The sequence below is a fragment of the Verrucomicrobiia bacterium genome (genome assembly GCA_035489575.1).
Taxonomy (GTDB): domain Bacteria; phylum Patescibacteriota; class Saccharimonadia; order Saccharimonadales; family JAGQNK01; genus DATHJY01.
Window position 1 is genome coordinate 19,085 of record DATHJY010000008.1, and the last position, 18,040, is coordinate 37,124.

General features: G+C 54.0%; 20 protein-coding genes. 10 read left to right on the forward strand and 10 right to left on the reverse strand.

Features of this window, described 5'->3' with window-relative positions; genetic code table 11:
* The first annotated feature begins 26 nt into the window (after positions 1 to 26).
* From VK694_03565 to VK694_03585, 5 genes are all read left to right on the forward strand, one after another.
* Positions 27 to 2,876, forward strand: a complete 2,850-nt coding sequence (locus tag VK694_03565; GenBank protein ID HTE57800.1) for an AIR synthase-related protein — start codon at positions 27 to 29, stop codon at positions 2,874 to 2,876.
* Entirely contained in the window at positions 2,873 to 3,682 is an 810-nt protein-coding gene (gene purQ, locus VK694_03570) for a phosphoribosylformylglycinamidine synthase I (GenBank protein ID HTE57801.1), read from the forward strand. Before VK694_03565 ends, purQ begins: the two co-directional genes overlap by 4 nt.
* A gap of 84 nt (positions 3,683 to 3,766) precedes the next feature.
* Positions 3,767 to 4,306, forward strand: coding sequence for a hypothetical protein (locus tag VK694_03575; protein HTE57802.1), 540 nt, complete (start codon positions 3,767 to 3,769; stop codon positions 4,304 to 4,306).
* A 162-nt stretch (positions 4,307 to 4,468) separates the two neighbouring features.
* Positions 4,469 to 4,957 (forward strand): hypothetical protein, encoded by a 489-nt coding sequence (locus VK694_03580; GenBank protein ID HTE57803.1) that lies wholly within the window; start codon positions 4,469 to 4,471, stop codon positions 4,955 to 4,957.
* Positions 4,958 to 5,125: 168 nt separating this feature from the next.
* Positions 5,126 to 5,566, forward strand: coding sequence for a hypothetical protein (locus VK694_03585; GenBank protein ID HTE57804.1), 441 nt, complete (start codon positions 5,126 to 5,128; stop codon positions 5,564 to 5,566).
* A gap of 73 nt (positions 5,567 to 5,639) precedes the next feature.
* On the opposite strand, the gene VK694_03590 is transcribed toward VK694_03585, so the two are convergent.
* From VK694_03590 to VK694_03615, 6 genes are all read right to left on the reverse strand, one after another.
* Positions 5,640 to 6,248 carry a restriction endonuclease gene (locus VK694_03590; GenBank protein HTE57805.1) on the reverse strand — a complete coding sequence of 203 codons (609 nt, stop codon included), beginning with the start codon at positions 6,246 to 6,248 and terminating at the stop codon, positions 5,640 to 5,642.
* A 204-nt stretch (positions 6,249 to 6,452) separates the two neighbouring features.
* A complete protein-coding gene (locus tag VK694_03595; protein HTE57806.1) occupies positions 6,453 to 7,124 on the reverse strand; it encodes a hypothetical protein in 672 nt (223 codons plus the stop codon).
* Between the two features lie 335 nt (positions 7,125 to 7,459).
* Positions 7,460 to 9,142 (reverse strand): ATP-binding protein, encoded by a 1,683-nt coding sequence (locus VK694_03600; protein HTE57807.1) that lies wholly within the window; start codon positions 9,140 to 9,142, stop codon positions 7,460 to 7,462.
* An 11-nt stretch (positions 9,143 to 9,153) separates the two neighbouring features.
* Entirely contained in the window at positions 9,154 to 9,879 is a 726-nt protein-coding gene (locus tag VK694_03605) for a hypothetical protein (GenBank protein ID HTE57808.1), read from the reverse strand.
* A gap of 112 nt (positions 9,880 to 9,991) precedes the next feature.
* Positions 9,992 to 10,513 (reverse strand): NUDIX hydrolase, encoded by a 522-nt coding sequence (locus tag VK694_03610; protein HTE57809.1) that lies wholly within the window; start codon positions 10,511 to 10,513, stop codon positions 9,992 to 9,994.
* Positions 10,514 to 10,588: 75 nt separating this feature from the next.
* Entirely contained in the window at positions 10,589 to 11,005 is a 417-nt protein-coding gene (locus VK694_03615) for a DUF5684 domain-containing protein (GenBank protein ID HTE57810.1), read from the reverse strand.
* A gap of 145 nt (positions 11,006 to 11,150) precedes the next feature.
* On the opposite strand from VK694_03615, the gene VK694_03620 reads away from it, so the two are divergent.
* Together VK694_03620 and VK694_03625 are read left to right on the forward strand one after the other, a co-directional pair.
* Positions 11,151 to 12,095, forward strand: coding sequence for a serine hydrolase (locus VK694_03620; protein ID HTE57811.1), 945 nt, complete (start codon positions 11,151 to 11,153; stop codon positions 12,093 to 12,095).
* A gap of 600 nt (positions 12,096 to 12,695) precedes the next feature.
* Positions 12,696 to 13,268, forward strand: coding sequence for a hypothetical protein (locus VK694_03625; GenBank protein HTE57812.1), 573 nt, complete (start codon positions 12,696 to 12,698; stop codon positions 13,266 to 13,268).
* A 67-nt stretch (positions 13,269 to 13,335) separates the two neighbouring features.
* On the opposite strand, the gene VK694_03630 is transcribed toward VK694_03625, so the two are convergent.
* Positions 13,336 to 13,560 (reverse strand): hypothetical protein, encoded by a 225-nt coding sequence (locus tag VK694_03630; GenBank protein HTE57813.1) that lies wholly within the window; start codon positions 13,558 to 13,560, stop codon positions 13,336 to 13,338.
* A 173-nt stretch (positions 13,561 to 13,733) separates the two neighbouring features.
* Here VK694_03630 and VK694_03635 point away from each other — a divergent pair, with 173 nt between their 5' ends.
* The gene (locus VK694_03635; protein HTE57814.1) at positions 13,734 to 15,494 is read left to right on the forward strand and encodes a CHASE domain-containing protein; all 1,761 of its coding nucleotides are present in this window, start codon (positions 13,734 to 13,736) and stop codon (positions 15,492 to 15,494) included.
* A gap of 48 nt (positions 15,495 to 15,542) precedes the next feature.
* Positions 15,543 to 15,920, forward strand: a complete 378-nt coding sequence (locus tag VK694_03640) for a response regulator (protein HTE57815.1) — start codon at positions 15,543 to 15,545, stop codon at positions 15,918 to 15,920.
* On the opposite strand, the gene VK694_03645 is transcribed toward VK694_03640, so the two are convergent.
* Complete coding sequence (locus tag VK694_03645) at positions 15,921 to 16,571, reverse strand: NUDIX domain-containing protein (protein ID HTE57816.1); 651 nt, start codon at positions 16,569 to 16,571, stop codon at positions 15,921 to 15,923.
* A 105-nt stretch (positions 16,572 to 16,676) separates the two neighbouring features.
* Between VK694_03645 and VK694_03650 the strand changes: the two genes are divergently transcribed.
* Entirely contained in the window at positions 16,677 to 17,099 is a 423-nt protein-coding gene (locus VK694_03650) for a hypothetical protein (GenBank protein HTE57817.1), read from the forward strand.
* Between the two features lie 52 nt (positions 17,100 to 17,151).
* Here VK694_03650 and VK694_03655 read toward each other — a convergent pair whose 3' ends face one another.
* Both VK694_03655 and VK694_03660 read right to left on the reverse strand, forming a co-directional pair.
* Entirely contained in the window at positions 17,152 to 17,451 is a 300-nt protein-coding gene (locus VK694_03655) for a hypothetical protein (protein ID HTE57818.1), read from the reverse strand.
* 46 nt (positions 17,452 to 17,497) lie between these two features.
* Complete coding sequence (locus tag VK694_03660) at positions 17,498 to 17,833, reverse strand: metalloregulator ArsR/SmtB family transcription factor (GenBank protein ID HTE57819.1); 336 nt, start codon at positions 17,831 to 17,833, stop codon at positions 17,498 to 17,500.
* Positions 17,834 to 18,040: the final 207 nt, after the last annotated feature.

Sequence of the window (18,040 nt, forward strand, 5' to 3'; positions counted from 1 at the left end):
AGTAACCTACCGGGGAGGTTATAGGAGTGGGTATACACGAAATACGGGTCTTTGGCGATCACGACCCGACAGCGGAAGCAATTCGCAAACAAGCAGAGGCTATGCTGGGTATTGACATTGCCCTGACCACCGCCCGTGTCTTTCGGGTCGAGGGAATCACTGACGAAGATGCCGATATGCTCGCATGGCAAGTCTTTAGCGACTCATTGACCCAAGACGCCGAAGTTGGCGAACGCACCAACTGGGATAACCCCCAGAGGGTCGAAGTCGCCCCGCAGGTTGGCATGATGAATCCAGAGGAAAAACCCATCGGGTACGCCTCGGGACTGCTAGGCATTGCTCCCCTGGCCGTAAGCTCCAGCACCGAACTTCATTTTGCCCCAGACACACCGCAAGACAACATAGACCAAGTCGTGAACCGCATAGCCATGAACAGAACGGTCGAGCGAGTTATGACAGCGACCCCAGACACCCTGCAAATCACTGGTGAAGTCGGCCCCATCGAAGCCGTAGCCATTCGTGACCTGTCCGAGCAAGAGCTGGCAGAATTGTCCACCGCCCGCAGCCTGTTCCTGGACCCAGCAGAACTGAAAACCCTGCAAGATTACTTCCAGGGTAAAGACCGCGACCCAACAGATGCCGAGCTAGAGGCAATTGCTGGCCGCTGGAGCGAACACTGCAGCCATAAAACGTTTAACGCCAAGATCTTCAAAGACGGCGTAGAAAAAGACCCGCTGTTTAAGCGCATCAAAGATACCGCCCGCAAGCATTTTGACGAAGAAATCGTGTCAGCTTTTGACGACAACGCTGGTGTTTTTATGTTTTACGAGGGCATGTGTATTAACATCAAGTTCGAAACCCACAATAGCCCCTCTGCCCTTGACCCGTACGGCGGGGCCATGACCGGCAGCGGCGGCGTCTTTCGCGATATTATGGGCACTGGCAAAGGTGCCAAAACTATTCTGTCTGTTGATATCTTCTGCTTCGCTGACCCTGACATGCCTGACGACCAGGTGCCCGAAAACTGCCTATCCCCTGCCTACATAGAACAACGGGCCATCGATGGCGTCCGGGACTACGGCAACCGCATGGGTATACCCACAGCCAACGGCTCGACCCACTACCACAATAACTTCCGCGCCAAACCAACAGTTATGGTGGGTGCTCTGGGCCTGCTGCCAGAAGAATTTGCCCACAAGGGCGACCCCGAACGCGATGACCTGGTGGTTGCCATTGGTGGCAAAACCGGACGCGATGGCATCCACGGTGCCACATTCTCATCTGGTGACATGACCGCCGAGACAGCCGCCGTACACTCCAGCGCAGTGCAAATTGGCGATGCCATTCAGGAAAAGAAATTGTCCGACGCCCTGTTAGAAGCCCGCGATGCCTATTGTATTCGCGCCCTCACAGATTGCGGTGCCGCCGGCTTTTCGTCTGCCATTGGCGAGATAGGCGAAGACATTGGCGTACAGGTAGACCTGGCCAAAGCACCCCTGAAATATAGCGGCCTGGCACCATGGGAAATCTGGATGAGCGAATCACAAGAGCGCATGGTGGCCGCCATCATCCCCGAGAAATACGACGAATTTGCAGCTATTTGCGCCAAACATGGCGTAGAAGCTGCCGTACTGGGCACCTTTGGCTCGCCAGAAGGGCAAGAGCCAACTCTGGAAGTTACCTATGGCGACAAACGAGTTATTAGCCTGGACTATGACTTCCTCAAGAATGGCCTGGCTCAGCGCGAGATGACGGCCAACTGGCAGCGACCAGAGATAGCAGAAGTCGACGTTGAAGTTACCGACTGGGAAGATACCATTCATCAAATATTGTCCCATGGCAACATCAGATCCAAAGAAGACACCGTACGTGGCTATGACCACGAGGTACAGGGTGGCGTAGTAGTAAAGCCATACGGCGGCGTAAAGCGTGACGCGCCCAATGATGCCGTTGTACTGCAACCCATCTTGGGTAAGCCCTATGGGCTGGTGCAGGCCCACGGCATGAATCCGGTACTGAATGACATCGACCCATACTGGGGAAGCATCTGGGCAGTGGCCGAAGGAATGAGCAACTACGTCGCTGTGGGCGGCGATCCCAAAAAGGCTGTTCTGACCAATAACTACGTCACCGCCACACCAGACAAACATGTTATGGGCGCATTAGATATGATGGTGGACGCAGTGTGTGACAGCATGGATGCCCTAGAGCGACCTGTTATTTCTGGCAAAGATAGCCTATCTTCACGCTACAAGCGAACCAACGGAACAGGTGAAGTAATAGAAGTTATCGACGTACCACCTGTTCTGACCATTGCCGTAGCCGGCAAAATTGCAGATATCGAAAAAACCGTTACCAGTGACATCAAAAAAACTGACTCTACCCTCGTATTGGTAGGCAAGCCAGACTACCAGGCCATGGGCGGCTCTATCCTGCATGATACCCATGGTGGCAGTAGCGACAACCTGCCCAGGGTAGATCTAGAACAACTGCCACAAACCTTGCAAAGCGTTTTTGACGCCATTCAGACAGACGAAGTATTGGCCTGTCATGACGTCAGCGAAGGCGGCGTGTTAACAGCTGTCAGCGAGATGGCTTTTGGCGGTGACTGTGGCGTAGAACTATACCTGTCACCCGATCTCCCCGCTACCCAACAACTTTTGAACGAGACCGCTGGCTGCTTTGTGGTAGAGGTAGGAAGCCCCATGGCTGCTGCCAGATTATTCCAAGGCGTGCCGCACCAGGTACTGGGCCAAACCACACGGACAAAACAGCTGGTAGCCCGCACCCCCGAGGAAGAGCTGTTTAACCTGGCAGTACCGGATCTTAAGCGGGCCTGGAAAGGTCAGCCGCACCAAGAGGAGGTAGCAGCATGAGTAGCCCATCGGTATGCGTCCTAAACACAGCAGGCATTAACTGCAATGAAGAAACCGCTTTTGCGTTTGAGCTGGCCGGTGCCGAGACAGAGCAGCGGCACATCAGCGAGCTCAGCGACCATGACCTGCAACTAAGTGATTACCAGATCCTGGCGCTTCCCGGAGGCTTCTCATACGGTGACGCCATTGCCTCGGGCAGGATCTTGGGACTGGAGCTAAAGACCCGGCTGCGTGACCAAGTAGATGATTTTGTCAGTATTGGTGGGTTAGTTATAGGTATTTGCAACGGTTTTCAGGTGCTTGTAGAAAGCGGCCTGTTGCCAGATCCCGTATCTCGTCCCGAGGGGCCAAAAGCTGCCAGCCTAATCCCAAATAAAACTGGGGACTTTCAGTGTCGATGGAGCGACCTGCGGGTCGAAGCATCGGCCTGCGCTTTTGCCAATCCGATTACCATGGGTGGCGACTACGTAGAGCTGCCCAGTGCTCACGGCGAAGGCCAGTTCTTGCAACCCACGCCAGACGAATACAAAAAGCTGGCCGACCAAGGGCAAATAGTATTTCGCTACTGCGGTGAAGACGGTGAGCCAACTGCCGGCTTTCCGGATAATCCCAACGGCTCACCCGGCGGCATCACCGGTATCTGCGACCCAAGCGGTAATATCCTGGGCATGATGCCTCACCCAGAGCGTTTTGTGGTGCCGCAGCAGCACCCCAACTACCACCGCTATAAAGCACTGGGACAAACCATAGTCCCTCATGGCCTACCCCTGTTCGAAGCCATGGTAGACTACGCCCAAGACAGCTAGGGTCTCTGATAAACATTGAATTAATAGCATTTTTGTGTTATTATATATACTTCATCGTTCCTTCCGATTCGAATTGAGGTTGATATGACCGACCGCACGCCCACCCCCGATCTGTCGTCCGACTCCACCCCAGTGCCCGACAGCCCGACCACCCACACGCCCAACGTGTCGCCGACGGCCCGAGTAATCTGCTACGTCATCGCCGCCATCCTGGCAACCGCCGGCCTGTGGCTGTCGTTCGTCGCCAGCACCGCCGACTCGTCGACCATCCTGATCAGCTTGGGCATCCTGACGTTGGCCGCCATGGCGTACACCGCCGCGGAGACCGACAACCTGAGCGACACGCCTGCCGACGACACCGTCCAGACGACCAGTCGCCGCCAGCAGGTCCCGAAGGTTGTCGCCGAGTTCATGGGCGCCGCCTACGTCACCGCCTTCGCCATCATGGAAGCCTTCCGTCTGCACGACGGCCGGATCAACGACAACAGGGTCGACCAGATCTGCACCGTGCTGGTGATCGTTGTCTGCCTGTTCTTGGCCATGATCCTGAGCGGTCACGGGTTCACGCGGCTCGACCGCAACAAGGCCCAGACCGTCACCAACCCCAACCCCACCGGCGCCTAGCGCCGACGATGAAGACCCCCTCCCTTGCGTGGAGCCATTTTTACCCTCACGGGTGGCACATGCAAGGGAGGTTTTCATTTTGTAAAACCTTGCATCGTCATCAGATACATTTTATAGTTTAGGACGTTCATAGTGTCGGTCCGTTCTTTGAAAGAGGTTGTTATGACCGAAGATTCCGTACAAACCGGGTCCAACCCGTCCGTAGGTGTCCGAATCGGCGCAGGGCTGATCGGCATGATCGCCGTCTTCATCTGCATCACCGCCGGGGCTGACGGCGACAGCTCCAACGCATCTGCCCAACTAGTGTCCATGGTGGCAGCCCTGACGGCCGGCCTGGGCATTGGCTACGCCTCCGGGCTCTTCTCTGTCATCAGCAAGCGTCAGGACCGCCGGAGCTCGCAGCCAAGCAAGCGCGCATCCTGGTTCGTCCCGTTCTACCTGATCGGGAGTGCCCTCATGCTCTACAGCGCTATCGAGCAGTTTATCACGCTCGTCTCCGGAGACGTCGATCCCAGCGCCGTCGACCGCCTCAGCGCTGTGGCGCTTGTCATGCTGTACCTCGGCCAAAGCTGGCTGCTGCTCCTCTTTGGACAACAGCGGTATGCCGAAGGTCGAGCGGCCAGGGCCCAGGCCAGCACTGTCGGTCCCTAGGAGCTAACCCCACCGAACACCCCTCCCTTACACAGAGCCATTTTAACCCTTCAACAGGGCGGCAAAGTGTAAGGGAGGTTTTCATGTCCACGCGTTGACAGGTTTTTGCTCTTATTGCATTATTATTACGTTCATCCCTGTTGTTCTTTGAGAAGAGGTGACACCTTAATGTTCAAGCGACTCGATGCGTGGTCAGCTCGACTCACGCCACCCATGAGGGGCGACCTGAGGCTCCTGGCGGCCATTTCGTCCGTTGGCAGCTTTTGGGTTGACTACGCCACCGGCAACACAAGTGAATTTTTCCAGCTGTTGTCGTTAGCGATGCTGCTCATGGCATTCACTTGCTACTACATGGGATCGGTGCCCGCCTCGCAGCAGCGGTTCGCACAGATTGCCACCCGCAGCGCCCGTTGGGTGAGCCTGTTTTTGCTCTTGGACACAATCGTACGGCTGCGCCGGCTTAGGTCAGGTGCGTTTGACACCAACGTGGCCGACAAGACCAGTGCCATCATCTTGCTGGTGACCGAAACTATCGGCTTTGTGCTGTTGTTTTGGTTTTCCACCAAGAACGCTCGTGCACGCCGATCCTCCAAAAGCCCCGACCGATGAACTCCTCTCCCCCATGCGTAGAAATTGCGTCAGTTCATATACCGAGCAGACCAACAAACGCATGGGGGAGAAATTACTTTTTAGGACCCTTCTGGAAGTCGACAATCCATTGGCCTAGCTGGCCACGATCTATTAATACGCAATTATTGCTGTCGGCCAGTTGTTTGGCAGCACCCGTGAATTGACTATTGGATACCACCATAGCCCGGCTACACTTGTAGTGGTTCAGGGCAGTAACCGCCTGACGGACCGACTCAGCCTTGGTCTTGCCCCGGTTGCGTTTTATCTGGATACCCCAGCGCTCACCGTCGCGATCGGCTATGGCGTCTATGCCCAGGTCGTATTTCTCGGTCAGTCGGACGTTTTGATAGCCTTGATTTTTCAGCAGCTGCTCTACATATTTCTCAAATACAAAGCCGTCCATGGCGTCTACGCTAGACAGTTCTATGGCACGCATTTTTTGGTGGCGCCTAAAAGCCGTCCAGCCCATGGCCACCGCTACTATGCAAGCAACAAACACCAGCGTTGTGACCAACAAAATCACTAAGCTAGTAGCGGTTGTAGCGGCCAAAACAGCCACAGCCAAAACAACCGCAATGATAAGAGTTGCGGTCAGTTCGCCCGTTGTGGCCTGCCGGCTCCGGCGGGAGTACGGGCGCTTGTAATACGGTTTGTTGCTCATACTTTTGTCTTAGTATACCCCGGCTTCGGGGCTTTGCTTTCGTCCTTTTGGACTCATCAGCACAAGCTTTGCGCTTTGCCCTGGCGCACACTCGTGGAGCTAGAGGGACGGATGTTCAGCAAGGGAAAACCCTCACTATCCGTCCCTACCGGGAGTTCCGGATTTACTAGAATTTATGGCTTCTAGCTGCCTGGAGCACTGTCTCTAGGTGTTCACCTTTGGATAGCGAGCGAGCATCTCCCTAGCACGACTGCCGGCTCTTTGCTGGAACTGCTCCAGATCCGTGTACCGAGCCTCGGCCTGGTCCAGCCGCCGCTGCAAATCGGCCGATTTGGCCTTCTCTTGCTCCAGCTCGGCACACGCCTGGTCTCGTCCAGCCGCCAGCTGGTCCAGCGCCAGCTCGTAGCCAGCGATAATCTCAGCTATCTGCTCGAGCTGCTGCTCCAGGGTGAGTTCGGGCTCGGTACCATTGGTAGAGGCCTTGCCCAGACGCTTGCGGGCACGGACGTCGGACTGCAACTTCTTGAGCGACTCGGGGGTGATGGGGGGATGGACCATGTCAACGGTGTAGGCAGTCAGCTGGCTGCGCTGCCCCTTGCGTTTGTAGGTCAGCAGGCCATAGGCGACGAGTTTGCCCTGCAGGTTGCGAGCGTTGTCTTCGTTGGCGCCGAAGGGCTGGAGCAACGTCAGGATGGTGTGAGCCGGCCCAGGCGGCGCACTGAAGTTCCCCTGGTCGTCGGCTCTCTCCCGTAAAGCTGCCAACGCGACGTTGAGCTGCTTCTCGAGCGACATGGCGATTCGCGGGGCGAATCTGCCGTTGACCCCAGTGGTCTGTTTGGTTGCAGTGGCTTGCTTGGCCATCGCACATCCTTTCATGTCAGCTATCCGTGTCTTGCCGGATGGCTAGAAGGTGACTTCGCCAGTTTTCATGACGGTGCACATCTGCAAAGGAGTCCCTTGCTGCGAGAGTTGTTACCCCCACTGGAACATCTTCAGATGATGGGTCTATTATGTTATTTATTTCTTTTTATGTCTATATGATTGGCTCGCTAACTTAAGTTTTTCCGTTCCACAAGTCACACATTTGGTATGGCCTCTGGGTCGGGCAGCAGGTGAGCTATGGTGTCGGGGTCGCATGAAATGCGATTGTAACGTCCCGAGCACCATAGTACTCACCTGCTGCTGTTGATCTATCTAGTACCGCCTGGACATCACCGCTTGCCCGCGATGAAGTGCTTGGCGTAGTGCGGAGCTTCCAGGTCGATGGCCACACGCTCGACGTCGAACTCGAAGTCGAAGCTGCCATGCCGGATCAGCAGAAGCACCAGCTTTAGCGCCAGCCACTCCTGCAGGTGCATGATCTGCCTATCGTGCCTGGTGTTGTGCTTGCCCTGGGTCTCGTCCAGCTTGACCCACACCGGGTGACGGATATTGAAGGTCAGCACCCCCGTGTCTGGGTCGAAGATCCACAGGTAGCTGCTGCCCTCCATCATCTCGTAGGCGAACTTCAGACTCCCCTTGCTGGAGGTGCCCTTGGTCTGCCCCTGCTCGTCTTGCTCCTCGCGTTCCGGCTTGGGTGGCCGGGCGATGGTCGGCTGACGCCTGGTGCGCTTGGAGGAGGTATTGTCGCCGGTTGGCGACGGACCTCGTGCCTTGCGCTCCAGAGCCTGTTCGGCCTCCACCTCTGCGGGGAACAAGTCGGCCAACTTCCGAGTGATGCCCTCGTCAAGTTCGCCCAACAACCTGGCCAGGGACTTCTCGCCGAGTTCGCGGTAGCGCTCGTCGCGCTGAGCCTCGGACTCGTCCTCGAAGTACTCCTTGCCGTGGTGCTGGTACCACCAGTCGATAGCCAAGTACATGGCCATCAGGGCCTCGTTCAGAACGAACTTGTTGCGCTCGGGCGCCAGTTCGATCTTCTCGACACGGATGGTCCCCTCGAAGTAGCCCGAACCGAGCACGTCGAAAGCATCCTTGACCGCGTCGAGCCACCTGGCACCCATGGCCTGGGTCTGGACCTCGCGCAGAGTCACGGGATAGTCGTCGTCCAGTTCCATGACAAAGACTTCGCCGCTGCGCTTGCCGCCTGACTTGCGAGCCCGATAGAGCTCGAAGACGACTTCGCCGCACTCGCCGCCGTCGAACCTGACGACCTCTAGGGGTTGACCCTGGAAGTCATCCGGATTGATCGTGCCGCTCTGGGGGTGACCCAGACCATCGTTGATCAGGATGTGGACGGTAGTGTCCGAGCGACGCATACCGATGCCCAGCTTGGCCCTGATGAGGCCCTGCAGGTCATCGATATTGGTGGCATTCACCACCTTGTCCTCGGTCACTTCGCGCAGGTTGACCATGGTCCGCCACCGGCAGCCCAAAGCAGCAGCCTGCTTGGAGAACCGCCGCGGAACGCGGGGCAGCTTGGCCTCCTGCACGATGGGCACCTTGATGTCCCGGGCCTGCTTGATGATGTCCTCGCCGCGAAACGTCCAGATGTTGGCGTGATCCATCCCACTGGACATGCTGGCGAAGACATACGTCTTGCATTTGTCCAGCGGCGAGATCAGTCCTCGACCAAAGCGGCCCAGGCTGCCCTTGCGCTTGACGGACTTGCCCACGCTCATGAGCGCCCTGCGGAAGTCGTCCTGCGTGACGCCGTTGCCGTCGTCCAGGACAAGGACCTCGCGCCCTTGCGGGTTGGGGTTGATGCCGATGAAGACGTTGTGAGCCTTGGCGTCGATGGCGTTCTGGACGGCCTCGACAATGGTCAGGTTGAGGGTCGGATAGGTGTTCGCGAAGTGCATGAGCGCTTCGCCGTGGTGAAGACTGAGCGAGTCGCTGTCGTCCTCGTCATCGGCCTCGACGGCATCGAGGTCAGGGTCGGGTCTGGATTGCGTCATCTCCGCCGTCCTCACTGGTTGAGTGCCCTTTCGCTACACAACTTGTTGACCAAGTTGGAGAAGTTGAACATGCCGTCTTCTCCGAGAAGCTCCCGGACAAGTTCGCGATCTTCCGCAGTGCAACCGGCCGAGACCAGGTAGCGAGCATCCGCAGTCACCGCGGCAAAACGCTGCGCAATCGCCAGCAGGCGATCGTGCTTGCCAGGATCAGCGGACATGTGCAGGAGCGCCGGAACTGGCGTTGGCAGAACTGCCGGAAGTTCTTCGACATCTGCCTGGACCGGATCGGCTTCTTGGTCATCAAGACCCAGCTTCTCCTTCCACACACGCTTGGCTTTCTCCAGGTCATCGCCATAGACAACCCGAAGATCCTCCAGTGTGTCCCGGGGCCGAGTCGGCGGGCTCTGTTCGCCCCGAATGATGTGCAGAACGCCCTGCTCATTGAGCAGTTTGCAGCTGTGCTGCGCGGCTTCGAGCGAAACGAGGTCATACGCCATGAGCTCGCCCAGGTATCGGCCGTAGGCCGACACTCTTTTGAGCTCGGGTGAGTCTACTCCGGCAAGTGCCAGCAAGTGCCACAGTCGATTGATCTGTTGCCCTCGAGGCACTATGTTCTTTCTCAGCCACGTATCTATCGTCGCCGTAGTAACGCCGACAAATTCCGCGACAAGGTCATCGTCCAGCTTTGCGTGACGCAATCGCTGGACGACCAACGGACCTAGTTTTTGGGCCTTCACCGAGTCCTCTCCTACTTGAGGGGTATGGGTCTAGCTGTTGATGTACTATCTTATGGGTAGATCAATAAAAACTATACCAGCTTTGTGCAAGGTCGCCCAATATCTGCCATTTTTAGAAGCGGCGGTCGGGCCAGGGGTCGATAAACTTCAGCTCTAGCACAAATTTTAGCCAAACATCCTCTAGCCCAGGATTTTTTACCCAGTCATCTTCGGCAACACGTCCCGCCTCATAGGCGTGCGTCCGCTGAGCAAGCGCCTGCAGATCCGAGCGATCGTACCAGCCAGCATTCTTTGCTTCATCTAACTTGGGCGAAAGTTCACCTGCGTACTCAGTCGCGGTGTATACCCACCAATTGTGATACTGGCCATTGCGGCGACAATTATTAGACATACGACGCTCTTGTATAGTTGTCTTGACCAGACCACCCGCAGCAATGATCAAACCTGTCTCTTCCCGCACCTCCCTCAGGGCGGCTCGTTCAGGATCGCCCCCATCCTCGGGGTCCATATGTCCGGCCGGCCCAGCCATGCCAAATGGATACTTCTGACGTTCTATCAGGAGAACTCTTTCCTCAGAGTCTACAATAAGCACTCCAACACTTGTGTGATCACACACATCTATAGTTTCAGCCATATAAAAAGCTCCTTTTACTTAGTAAGTATAAAGGAGCCTTAATTGGTTGAAAGAAAATGGATTTTACAAACGGACTTAGTGCGTTGGGGCACCTTTGTATTTGTCGCTGCCAAAACCAAGCATCAGGAAGCCAACAAACGAGAAGAGCCACAAACCAAATATGCCAAACATGTCGCTCTTGCCAAAGGCCCGGGCCACATCCAGAGACACAATAATATGCACTATCAAGTTCACAACAGGAATTAGATACAACACCAACCACCACTCTGGTCGCCCAGCAATCTTCAGCAAGATATAGGTATTGTAGATAGGAATAATCGCTGCCCACCCTGGGTGTCCGGCTTTCTGAAAAGTCTTCCACAGACCCGCAACAATAGCCACTATAAATGCCAACCAGAACAGCATAGCGAACGCGCCCATACCACCACTGCCGGGCTGCGTTTCTAGATCCGACGAATAACTGTATTGCGCCAATAGACTTACAACACTCATATTTTTATTGTCCTTTTTACATTACTCTCACATTGTACAGTAAAAAAGCATAAGCAATACCTAGTCTCCTCAGTTTTTAACAAGCTTTTAATCAGGACGCTCTCAGCCAAATTCTAGACGGGTGCGATATACTAGAACGGTTTTCATGGACCAAAGATCCCGCTATAAGGCCTACCGACCAGCCCGTTCAGTCAGTCGTACACTCGAGCGACCCGCTGCACTCCCATCTCGCAAACGCTCACCTGCTGGTGGCATCATGCTCGTTATCACCCTGTGCTTACTGGCCGGGTTATTTTTATGGAAACCATCTACCGCCTCAGAAGCCCTAGCCAAAGTAACCCATAAGCAAGAGGAGCCAGCGCAGCCGCAAGTGCCAGCTGCCGTAGACACCACCAACATCCGACCGGCAATAGATACCATCATTGCCCAGAACCCATCATTGCAAATCGGTGTTGCCTATGTCGACCTCAACCACCCAGACACCATTTCAGCACAAGGAGTTAGCTCGCAGTTTATCGCCGCCAGCGTAGGCAAACTACTCAGCGCTGTCACGTATTATCACAACCAAGAGCAAGGGCTGGACAGCACTTATCGTGACCGCAGCGACGAGGAACTACGACGCCTGCTGGTAGAGAGTGACAACAACGTCTGGATCCCACTGAATGACGACCTGGGACGTCCCGCCATGGAAGCCTTTGCCCGAAGTATCGGCATGCAAACGTATGCCGCAGCCGAAAACACTATGACGGCGAGCGATGCCGCCCTTTTGCTCAGGCAGCTCTATAAGAAAGAACTGCTGAGCGAACAGCACACCCAAAAGCTGCTAGCGTATATGAAACAAGCTGACCGCAACGAGATCTTTGGCCCGACTATTCCAACCGGCGTAAAGGTCTACCACAAAGCCGGCTGGCTGGATGACCGACTGCATAATGTAGCCATCGTAGACAACGGCAAGAACCCATATGTAATAGTCATATTCTCCAAATCCAACATAAAACCCTACAACGAACAAAAAGGCCTGACCGCCCTACGCAGCATCAGCTCCACCCTAGCTACCAGCTTCATCACCTCCCCTAAACACACCCAATAACAACTCAAGCACACCCCTCGTTGCAGTGCTTCCCCCTCCGCCCTCCGACAGGCGGTTACGAAAAACAGGACTGGCCAGGCAGTGCGATGCTGTCCGGTTCCTGTGGAACTTGTTCTGCTTTTTATGAATTGATTTCAACGGAATAGCAGAACTTCAGACAGTCCTCGGAACGCGGGCAGCATCGCACTGCCTGAACCAATCCGTTTCCGCAAAGCCTGATCAGAGTGGCAGAGGGGAAAGCCGCCTACCACCAAACTGGTATTGGATACATACTCACAGATCAGGCTTTACAGAAACTGATTGGGCGGATGGTGTTCGGCATTGCGCGATCCGAGGACTGTGTGCAGCCCTGTATTTCCGCTGAAATCATAACAAAGACAGGGCAAGTTCCGCAGGAGCCGAATGCCGGATACTATCCGGACAGTCATGTTTCTGGAACCGCCTGTCTGGGGGTATGTATGCAAGCCCCGAGCTGACGGACCCATGTAGTAGGGACCCCCTGGAAGTGGCATAGGCAAACGCGGCGGCAAGAGGTATATGGTATTGTAGGGTGTATAAGTGTTTACGCTTATATGTCATTAACCAACAAAAGGAGGGCTTATGCTCAAACAGATTATTACTGAAACCACTGACGCTGTCGTGGCCGCCGTACAAGGTGTAGACGACATCCTAGATGCCATAACCGAAGCTGTAAAGGACCAAGTAGTTAATGTTCTGAAGGATGTTGGCGAGATTGGCGGTGGCACCGTAGAGGCCGTAGCCTCGGTTGCCAGCGGTGCAATCAAAGGAGCCGGTCAGGTAGGCGCGTCTGTCACCGACACTGCCGCCAATACTATGAGTGGAATCATCAAAGGTACTTCACAGGTTAGCGGTGACGTACTGGGCGCAATCCGTGGCGGCGCAAAAGGTATCGTTGAAGGCGTAGCCGACGCTGGTGGCGACGTAGGCGGTGCAGCTGTATCTGCCGTGCAAGGTGCCATAAAGGCAGTTGGCGACACCGGCGGTAACACAGCTGATGCAGCCAAAGAAGCCGTAGGTGGCGCCCTGGACGCAGCCGGAGATGTTGGTGGAGATGCCGCAGGCAAAGTGAGGACCGCCCTTTTGGAGGCAGCCGCTCTTCCACATGATGTGATAGAGTCTGCCATTAAAGGCCACGAAGACAAGAAAAAATAGTCAAGCATTTGCATCACATAAAAAATCCGGCTCATACGAGCCGGATTTTTTGAATACAACCTAAAAGCTAAACAGCGACTGGTGGCTGAGGAGCTTCATCCTCTGGGGCATCAGGTGCCGGAGGAACATCTACTGGGTTGTCACCAGGTTGAGGTGGTACTGGTGGTTGATCACCGCCAAAACCGCCGGCGCCGCCAGCTGGATCTGTAGGCACTACAGGACCTGCGTCAGGTGCGGGTGCTGCGGGATCCTGTGGGTTAGGTTGGTTGAAATCATTTGCTGGATCTGCCATGTTTTTGCATTCCTTTTTTTAGTAATACTGCTACATTATCTCACACTGTCTAAAAAACAGTAGCGCTTTTAACGTCTGATAGGAAAAATCCGTATCACCTACCCCAGTAGTTCATAGTATTAAGTGTGTTGCTATTAACAACAGAGGGCGCAGGAACAGCTATAATAGAAGGCATGTATTTCATAAGTAGCCGCAAGCGCCTCACTTCTAACACTCTTTTTTTGCACCTACTGCCAACCGGTGCAGTGTTACTAACCCTGCTGAGTATTAGCCTGCTTGGCTGGCACAATGCTCGGCAGGCCTTGGCAGCCGAAAAGCAAAACGCTACCTCTACTCACGCCACAAGCGCGCGCGATTCTGTAGTCGAACGCATGGGAACATACGAGGTAGTCCTGAGGGGCGCCAGCGCACTCTTTAACTCGTCAGACATTGTCACGCGCACCGAGTGGAAAAATTATGTCAGCAGTTTTGACTTGCAGCAAAAATACCCAGGCATACAAAGTGTTGGCTATATCAGCTTTGTGTCGCCCAACCAAAAAGAAGCACTGACGGCTCGTATGCAGCAAGAAGGATTTCCAGACTTTCATCTCTATCCGGACGGCAACCGCGATACCTATACTGCAGTTCTATACACCGAACCTTTTCGTAGTTCTGCCGGCCTAGGCTACGACATGTATGCCGAACCGACCCGGCGAGCCGCCATGCAAAGAGCTAGCGCAACTGGCGAGGCCTCACTGACCAGCAAGCTCACCTTTATCCAGAATGATGCCAAACTCAGCACAAACTCGGGCTTCACCATGTTCGTGCCTGTTTATAGTACGGTTGCAGACCAATCCCTGCCAGCCGGGCAACGCAAAATACAAGGTTTTGCCTACGCTCCGTTCATTGGCAAAAACCTATTCGGCGGAATCTTTGGTACGCAAAGCACCACATCTGCCCTACGTATTTATGATGCAGCTGACCAGTCCGCCAATGGGCTGCTGTACGAGTCCGAGAACTATTCCTCACTGGCTGCCGACACCACCGGCTATAGCCACACGGTAGATATGAACTTGTACGGACGTACCTGGAAACTAGACTTCCGGTTCTCGCCCTCTATCATCTCCGAGAACACACGCAACCGCCCTACGACCGCACTCATATCTGGCATCATTCTCAGCGCACTGTTGTCTGGATTTGTACTAGCACTATTGGTGGCCCGCACCCGCGCGCTGGGCAATACCAAACAGGTCGAAGTCCAAGCTGCCAAGGACGAATTGCTATCGCTGGCTTCACACCAACTGCGCACGCCCGCAACGTCAGTCAAACAGTATATCGGTATGCTCAAAGACGGATATGCTGGCAACGTAAATACCGATCAGCAAAGCCTGCTAGACAAAGCCTACGAAAGCAACGAGCGGCAGCTGCACATCATCAACCAACTACTGTATGTTGCCAAAATAGACGCCCAAGGCATTGTCATTACTCCCCGCCGTATTAACCTGAACAAGCTCTTGCGTGACCTTGCAGCAGAATTGACACCAGAAGCCGAGCAAAAGAAAAGCCGCATCAAACTACAACTGCCGTCAAAGAATGTTTTCATAGAAGCCGACGAGCACTGTGTTCGCATGTCACTAGAAAACCTACTGACCAACGCCATCAAATACTCTTACGAGCAAAAACCCATAACCGTCAGCCTGAGAACTCAGAAGGCAAAAGTCAGAATAGCCATTTCCGACAAAGGCATCGGCATTGCCACCGACGACATACCCCAGCTATTTCAGCGCTTCACGCGCATTCCAAATGAACTGTCCAACCAAACCAGCGGCAGTGGAATTGGGTTGTATCTAAGTCAACAGCTGATCGATCTGCACGATGGCTCTATCCAGGTCACGTCTACCGTTGGCAAAGGAACTACCTTCACCGTTACACTGCCAAAGCAGCAAGTTCGCTAGGCAAGTAAAGATTGATTCGGAAATAAATCAGGTATAATAGGTTTAGCAATGGCTACAATTTTGATTGTCGAGGACGAGAGAAACCTCAACGAAGCGTACCAAATGATCTTGAAGCGTGAAGGTCACACTATTCACGCAGCTTACGACGGCACCGAGGCCCTGAACGTCACCGAAACCCTCGAGCCTGATCTTATTCTGCTGGACTTACGCATGCCCAAAATGGGCGGTGTCGAATTCCTGAAAAAGTACGACCTCAAAAAACACAAAGGCGTCAAAGTCGTCATCTTTAGCAACCTGGATACCCAAAAAGAAATAGACGAAGCCTACACACTTGGCGCCGACAAATACATGCTAAAAGCCTGGGCGTCTCCAAAAGAATTGATCCAGCTGGTTAACGGCATGCTCAAAACCAAGTCTAAAAAATAGCTACACCGTAAGCTGCAAAGAAACCACGAAAGTGGTTTTTTTATGTGTGTCGATAGCCTCCAAGAGTGGCAGCAAGTCAGGTATCAGCTGATGGGTTCTGACTTCGCTGTCAGTAGTGACAATAAGCTGGGGCACTGTTTTTGCCGGCAGCTCTGCCACCTTGCCAACATGGACATAGGCCACCACATGACTCAGCAACACGTTGCCTTCGCTTATTCTGATATCTGCCACGCCCGCCAGACGAGGCAGATCAACATCCCAGCCCATTTTTTCGTGTACCTCACGCTGGGCAGCAGCCGATACGTCCTCGCCAAAATGCACCTTGCCACCGATCATGCCAACCAATCCCTTGTACGGCTCTTTGTCTTTCTGATACAGCAGCAGCTGGCCCCCATAAGTAAGCAGCGTGTAGCTGATAACTTTAGGAGTCTGTTTGGGGTTAGTTCCTACACTAGATAAATAATCTACAATTGTTTTCCCGGCAGTCGTCAGCTTGTACAGGCCTTGATCTGCCTGCTTCTGCACATAGCCCGCAGACTCCAGCTGGCCCAAATGGTAGCGCAGATGGCTGCTCTCTATGTTTGCCGGCAATAGCTCTCGATACCGTGCGCCGTCCTGATAGCGCAATATGTCCAAAATATGTTTCTGCAAATAATGCACCTCATAAGTGTAAAACAAGTTTGTAAAAACAGCTTCACTGCTTAGACTTCACGATTCTTGTATAGATATGTATGTCAGCAATAAAAGGAGATATGCATGGAAAACCTATCGCCAGCCGAACTTGCCAACCGGGTAAAATCAAAAAAGCCCGCCAAAGAAATGAGCTACGACCAAGGTGTTCACGATCTCGTAGAGGCGGCGGGTAGGGTTCGAAAGTGGCTGCACAAAGGCAAGTTCGAGCAAACACCCGAAGGTTACCTGAAGGTCGATCCTATAGATACGTCTGATTATGATTATCCCGGCTGCATAATAGGCGAGGTAGAGATCCGGTTCGTAGACACAAGCGGCTATAGCGTAAGGCTAGGTGGCATAGGGTTTAGTTCTGCCGAAGTGAACATCTCGCCCAACGAGACAGAACCACTCTACCCTAGTGACGAACGCTGGGATGCCGTGGTCGGGGCTATCGGCAGAGCAATCGTAGAGTGCCAAGGAAAGGGACAAAAATTTTCAGACGACTAACTAAAAAAACGACCCAGAAAAGGGTCGTTTCAGTTCCCGATAGTGTGAAGGTCTACATAGGTAGAGCTTCGTACACGCAGACCGCTCCGTCCTTTGAGGACAGCAATGGGCAGCCCTTGGACAATTTGACCGCATCGTCCATGCTGTCGGCACTCACGATAGAATAGCCAGTTGCAGGCGGGTTATGAACTTCCATGACACCGTCCTTATTCACGGCTTTTCCGCCCTCGGCAAAAGGATTGCCGCCGTCTACTAGCTTGTCGCCCAGTTCACCAAACCATTTGCCCCACTCCTCGGCGTTGCCACCATCAGATGCACTACCGGCGTAGTAGATGTATACGTATTTTCCCATTGTTCGCTCCTTTAACTTCCTGTTTAGGTTTATTACTTTCCCGGACTCATTCCTGCATCCTGGAAACATAGTTTTCGAACGAGGCCTGAGTGTTTCCCCATTCAGTTTGATAGTGCATAATCCAGTTCTTAAGAAGCCCCAGGGTGGTGGGGTTGAGGGCGACAAAGTTAGTCCGCCCTGCCTTTCGGCGAATAATCAGCTCGGCACGTTCAAGAGTACGGATGTGTTTATGGATAGCCGGCAGTGATAGGTCTCGACGCTGAGCAAGCTGGCTGACCGTAGCCGGCTGCAAAGACAGGTCATGCACAATACCCCGGCGCTTTGGGTTGGCCAGCGCCTCAAGTACAGCATCTAGCTGGGGAGAATCATAAGATATAGTCATAATAGTTAACCTATTAGTTAACTATATAGCACCCCACCCCATTGTCAACACCCCCACTAGCTATATTGCTCGGGCTTGCACTATGCACCCAAACTGGCGGTTGGATAAACAAGACTAGCCAGAAAAGATTCTACCATCTGGCAGCTTGCGGAACTTGTCCTGTCTTTGTTATTGATTTCAAACGAAATACAGGACTGCACACAGTCC

Bases quoted from the DNA above. Each gene is read 5' to 3' on its own strand.
- purQ (HTE57801.1), top strand. From the start codon at position 2,873: ATGAGTAGCCCATCGGTATGCGTCCTAAACACAGCAGGCATTAACTGC.
- VK694_03575 (HTE57802.1), top strand. From the start codon at position 3,767: ATGACCGACCGCACGCCCACCCCCGATCTGTCGTCCGACTCCACCCCA.
- VK694_03580 (HTE57803.1), top strand. From the start codon at position 4,469: ATGACCGAAGATTCCGTACAAACCGGGTCCAACCCGTCCGTAGGTGTC.
- VK694_03585 (HTE57804.1), top strand. From the start codon at position 5,126: ATGTTCAAGCGACTCGATGCGTGGTCAGCTCGACTCACGCCACCCATG.
- VK694_03590 (HTE57805.1), bottom strand. From the start codon at position 6,248: ATGAGCAACAAACCGTATTACAAGCGCCCGTACTCCCGCCGGAGCCGG.
- VK694_03595 (HTE57806.1), bottom strand. From the start codon at position 7,124: ATGAAAGGATGTGCGATGGCCAAGCAAGCCACTGCAACCAAACAGACC.
- VK694_03600 (HTE57807.1), bottom strand. From the start codon at position 9,142: ATGACGCAATCCAGACCCGACCCTGACCTCGATGCCGTCGAGGCCGAT.
- VK694_03610 (HTE57809.1), bottom strand. From the start codon at position 10,513: ATGGCTGAAACTATAGATGTGTGTGATCACACAAGTGTTGGAGTGCTT.
- VK694_03615 (HTE57810.1), bottom strand. From the start codon at position 11,005: ATGAGTGTTGTAAGTCTATTGGCGCAATACAGTTATTCGTCGGATCTA.
- VK694_03620 (HTE57811.1), top strand. From the start codon at position 11,151: ATGGACCAAAGATCCCGCTATAAGGCCTACCGACCAGCCCGTTCAGTC.
- VK694_03625 (HTE57812.1), top strand. From the start codon at position 12,696: ATGCTCAAACAGATTATTACTGAAACCACTGACGCTGTCGTGGCCGCC.
- VK694_03630 (HTE57813.1), bottom strand. From the start codon at position 13,560: ATGGCAGATCCAGCAAATGATTTCAACCAACCTAACCCACAGGATCCC.
- VK694_03635 (HTE57814.1), top strand. From the start codon at position 13,734: ATGTATTTCATAAGTAGCCGCAAGCGCCTCACTTCTAACACTCTTTTT.
- VK694_03640 (HTE57815.1), top strand. From the start codon at position 15,543: ATGGCTACAATTTTGATTGTCGAGGACGAGAGAAACCTCAACGAAGCG.
- VK694_03650 (HTE57817.1), top strand. From the start codon at position 16,677: ATGGAAAACCTATCGCCAGCCGAACTTGCCAACCGGGTAAAATCAAAA.
- VK694_03655 (HTE57818.1), bottom strand. From the start codon at position 17,451: ATGGGAAAATACGTATACATCTACTACGCCGGTAGTGCATCTGATGGT.
- VK694_03660 (HTE57819.1), bottom strand. From the start codon at position 17,833: ATGACTATATCTTATGATTCTCCCCAGCTAGATGCTGTACTTGAGGCG.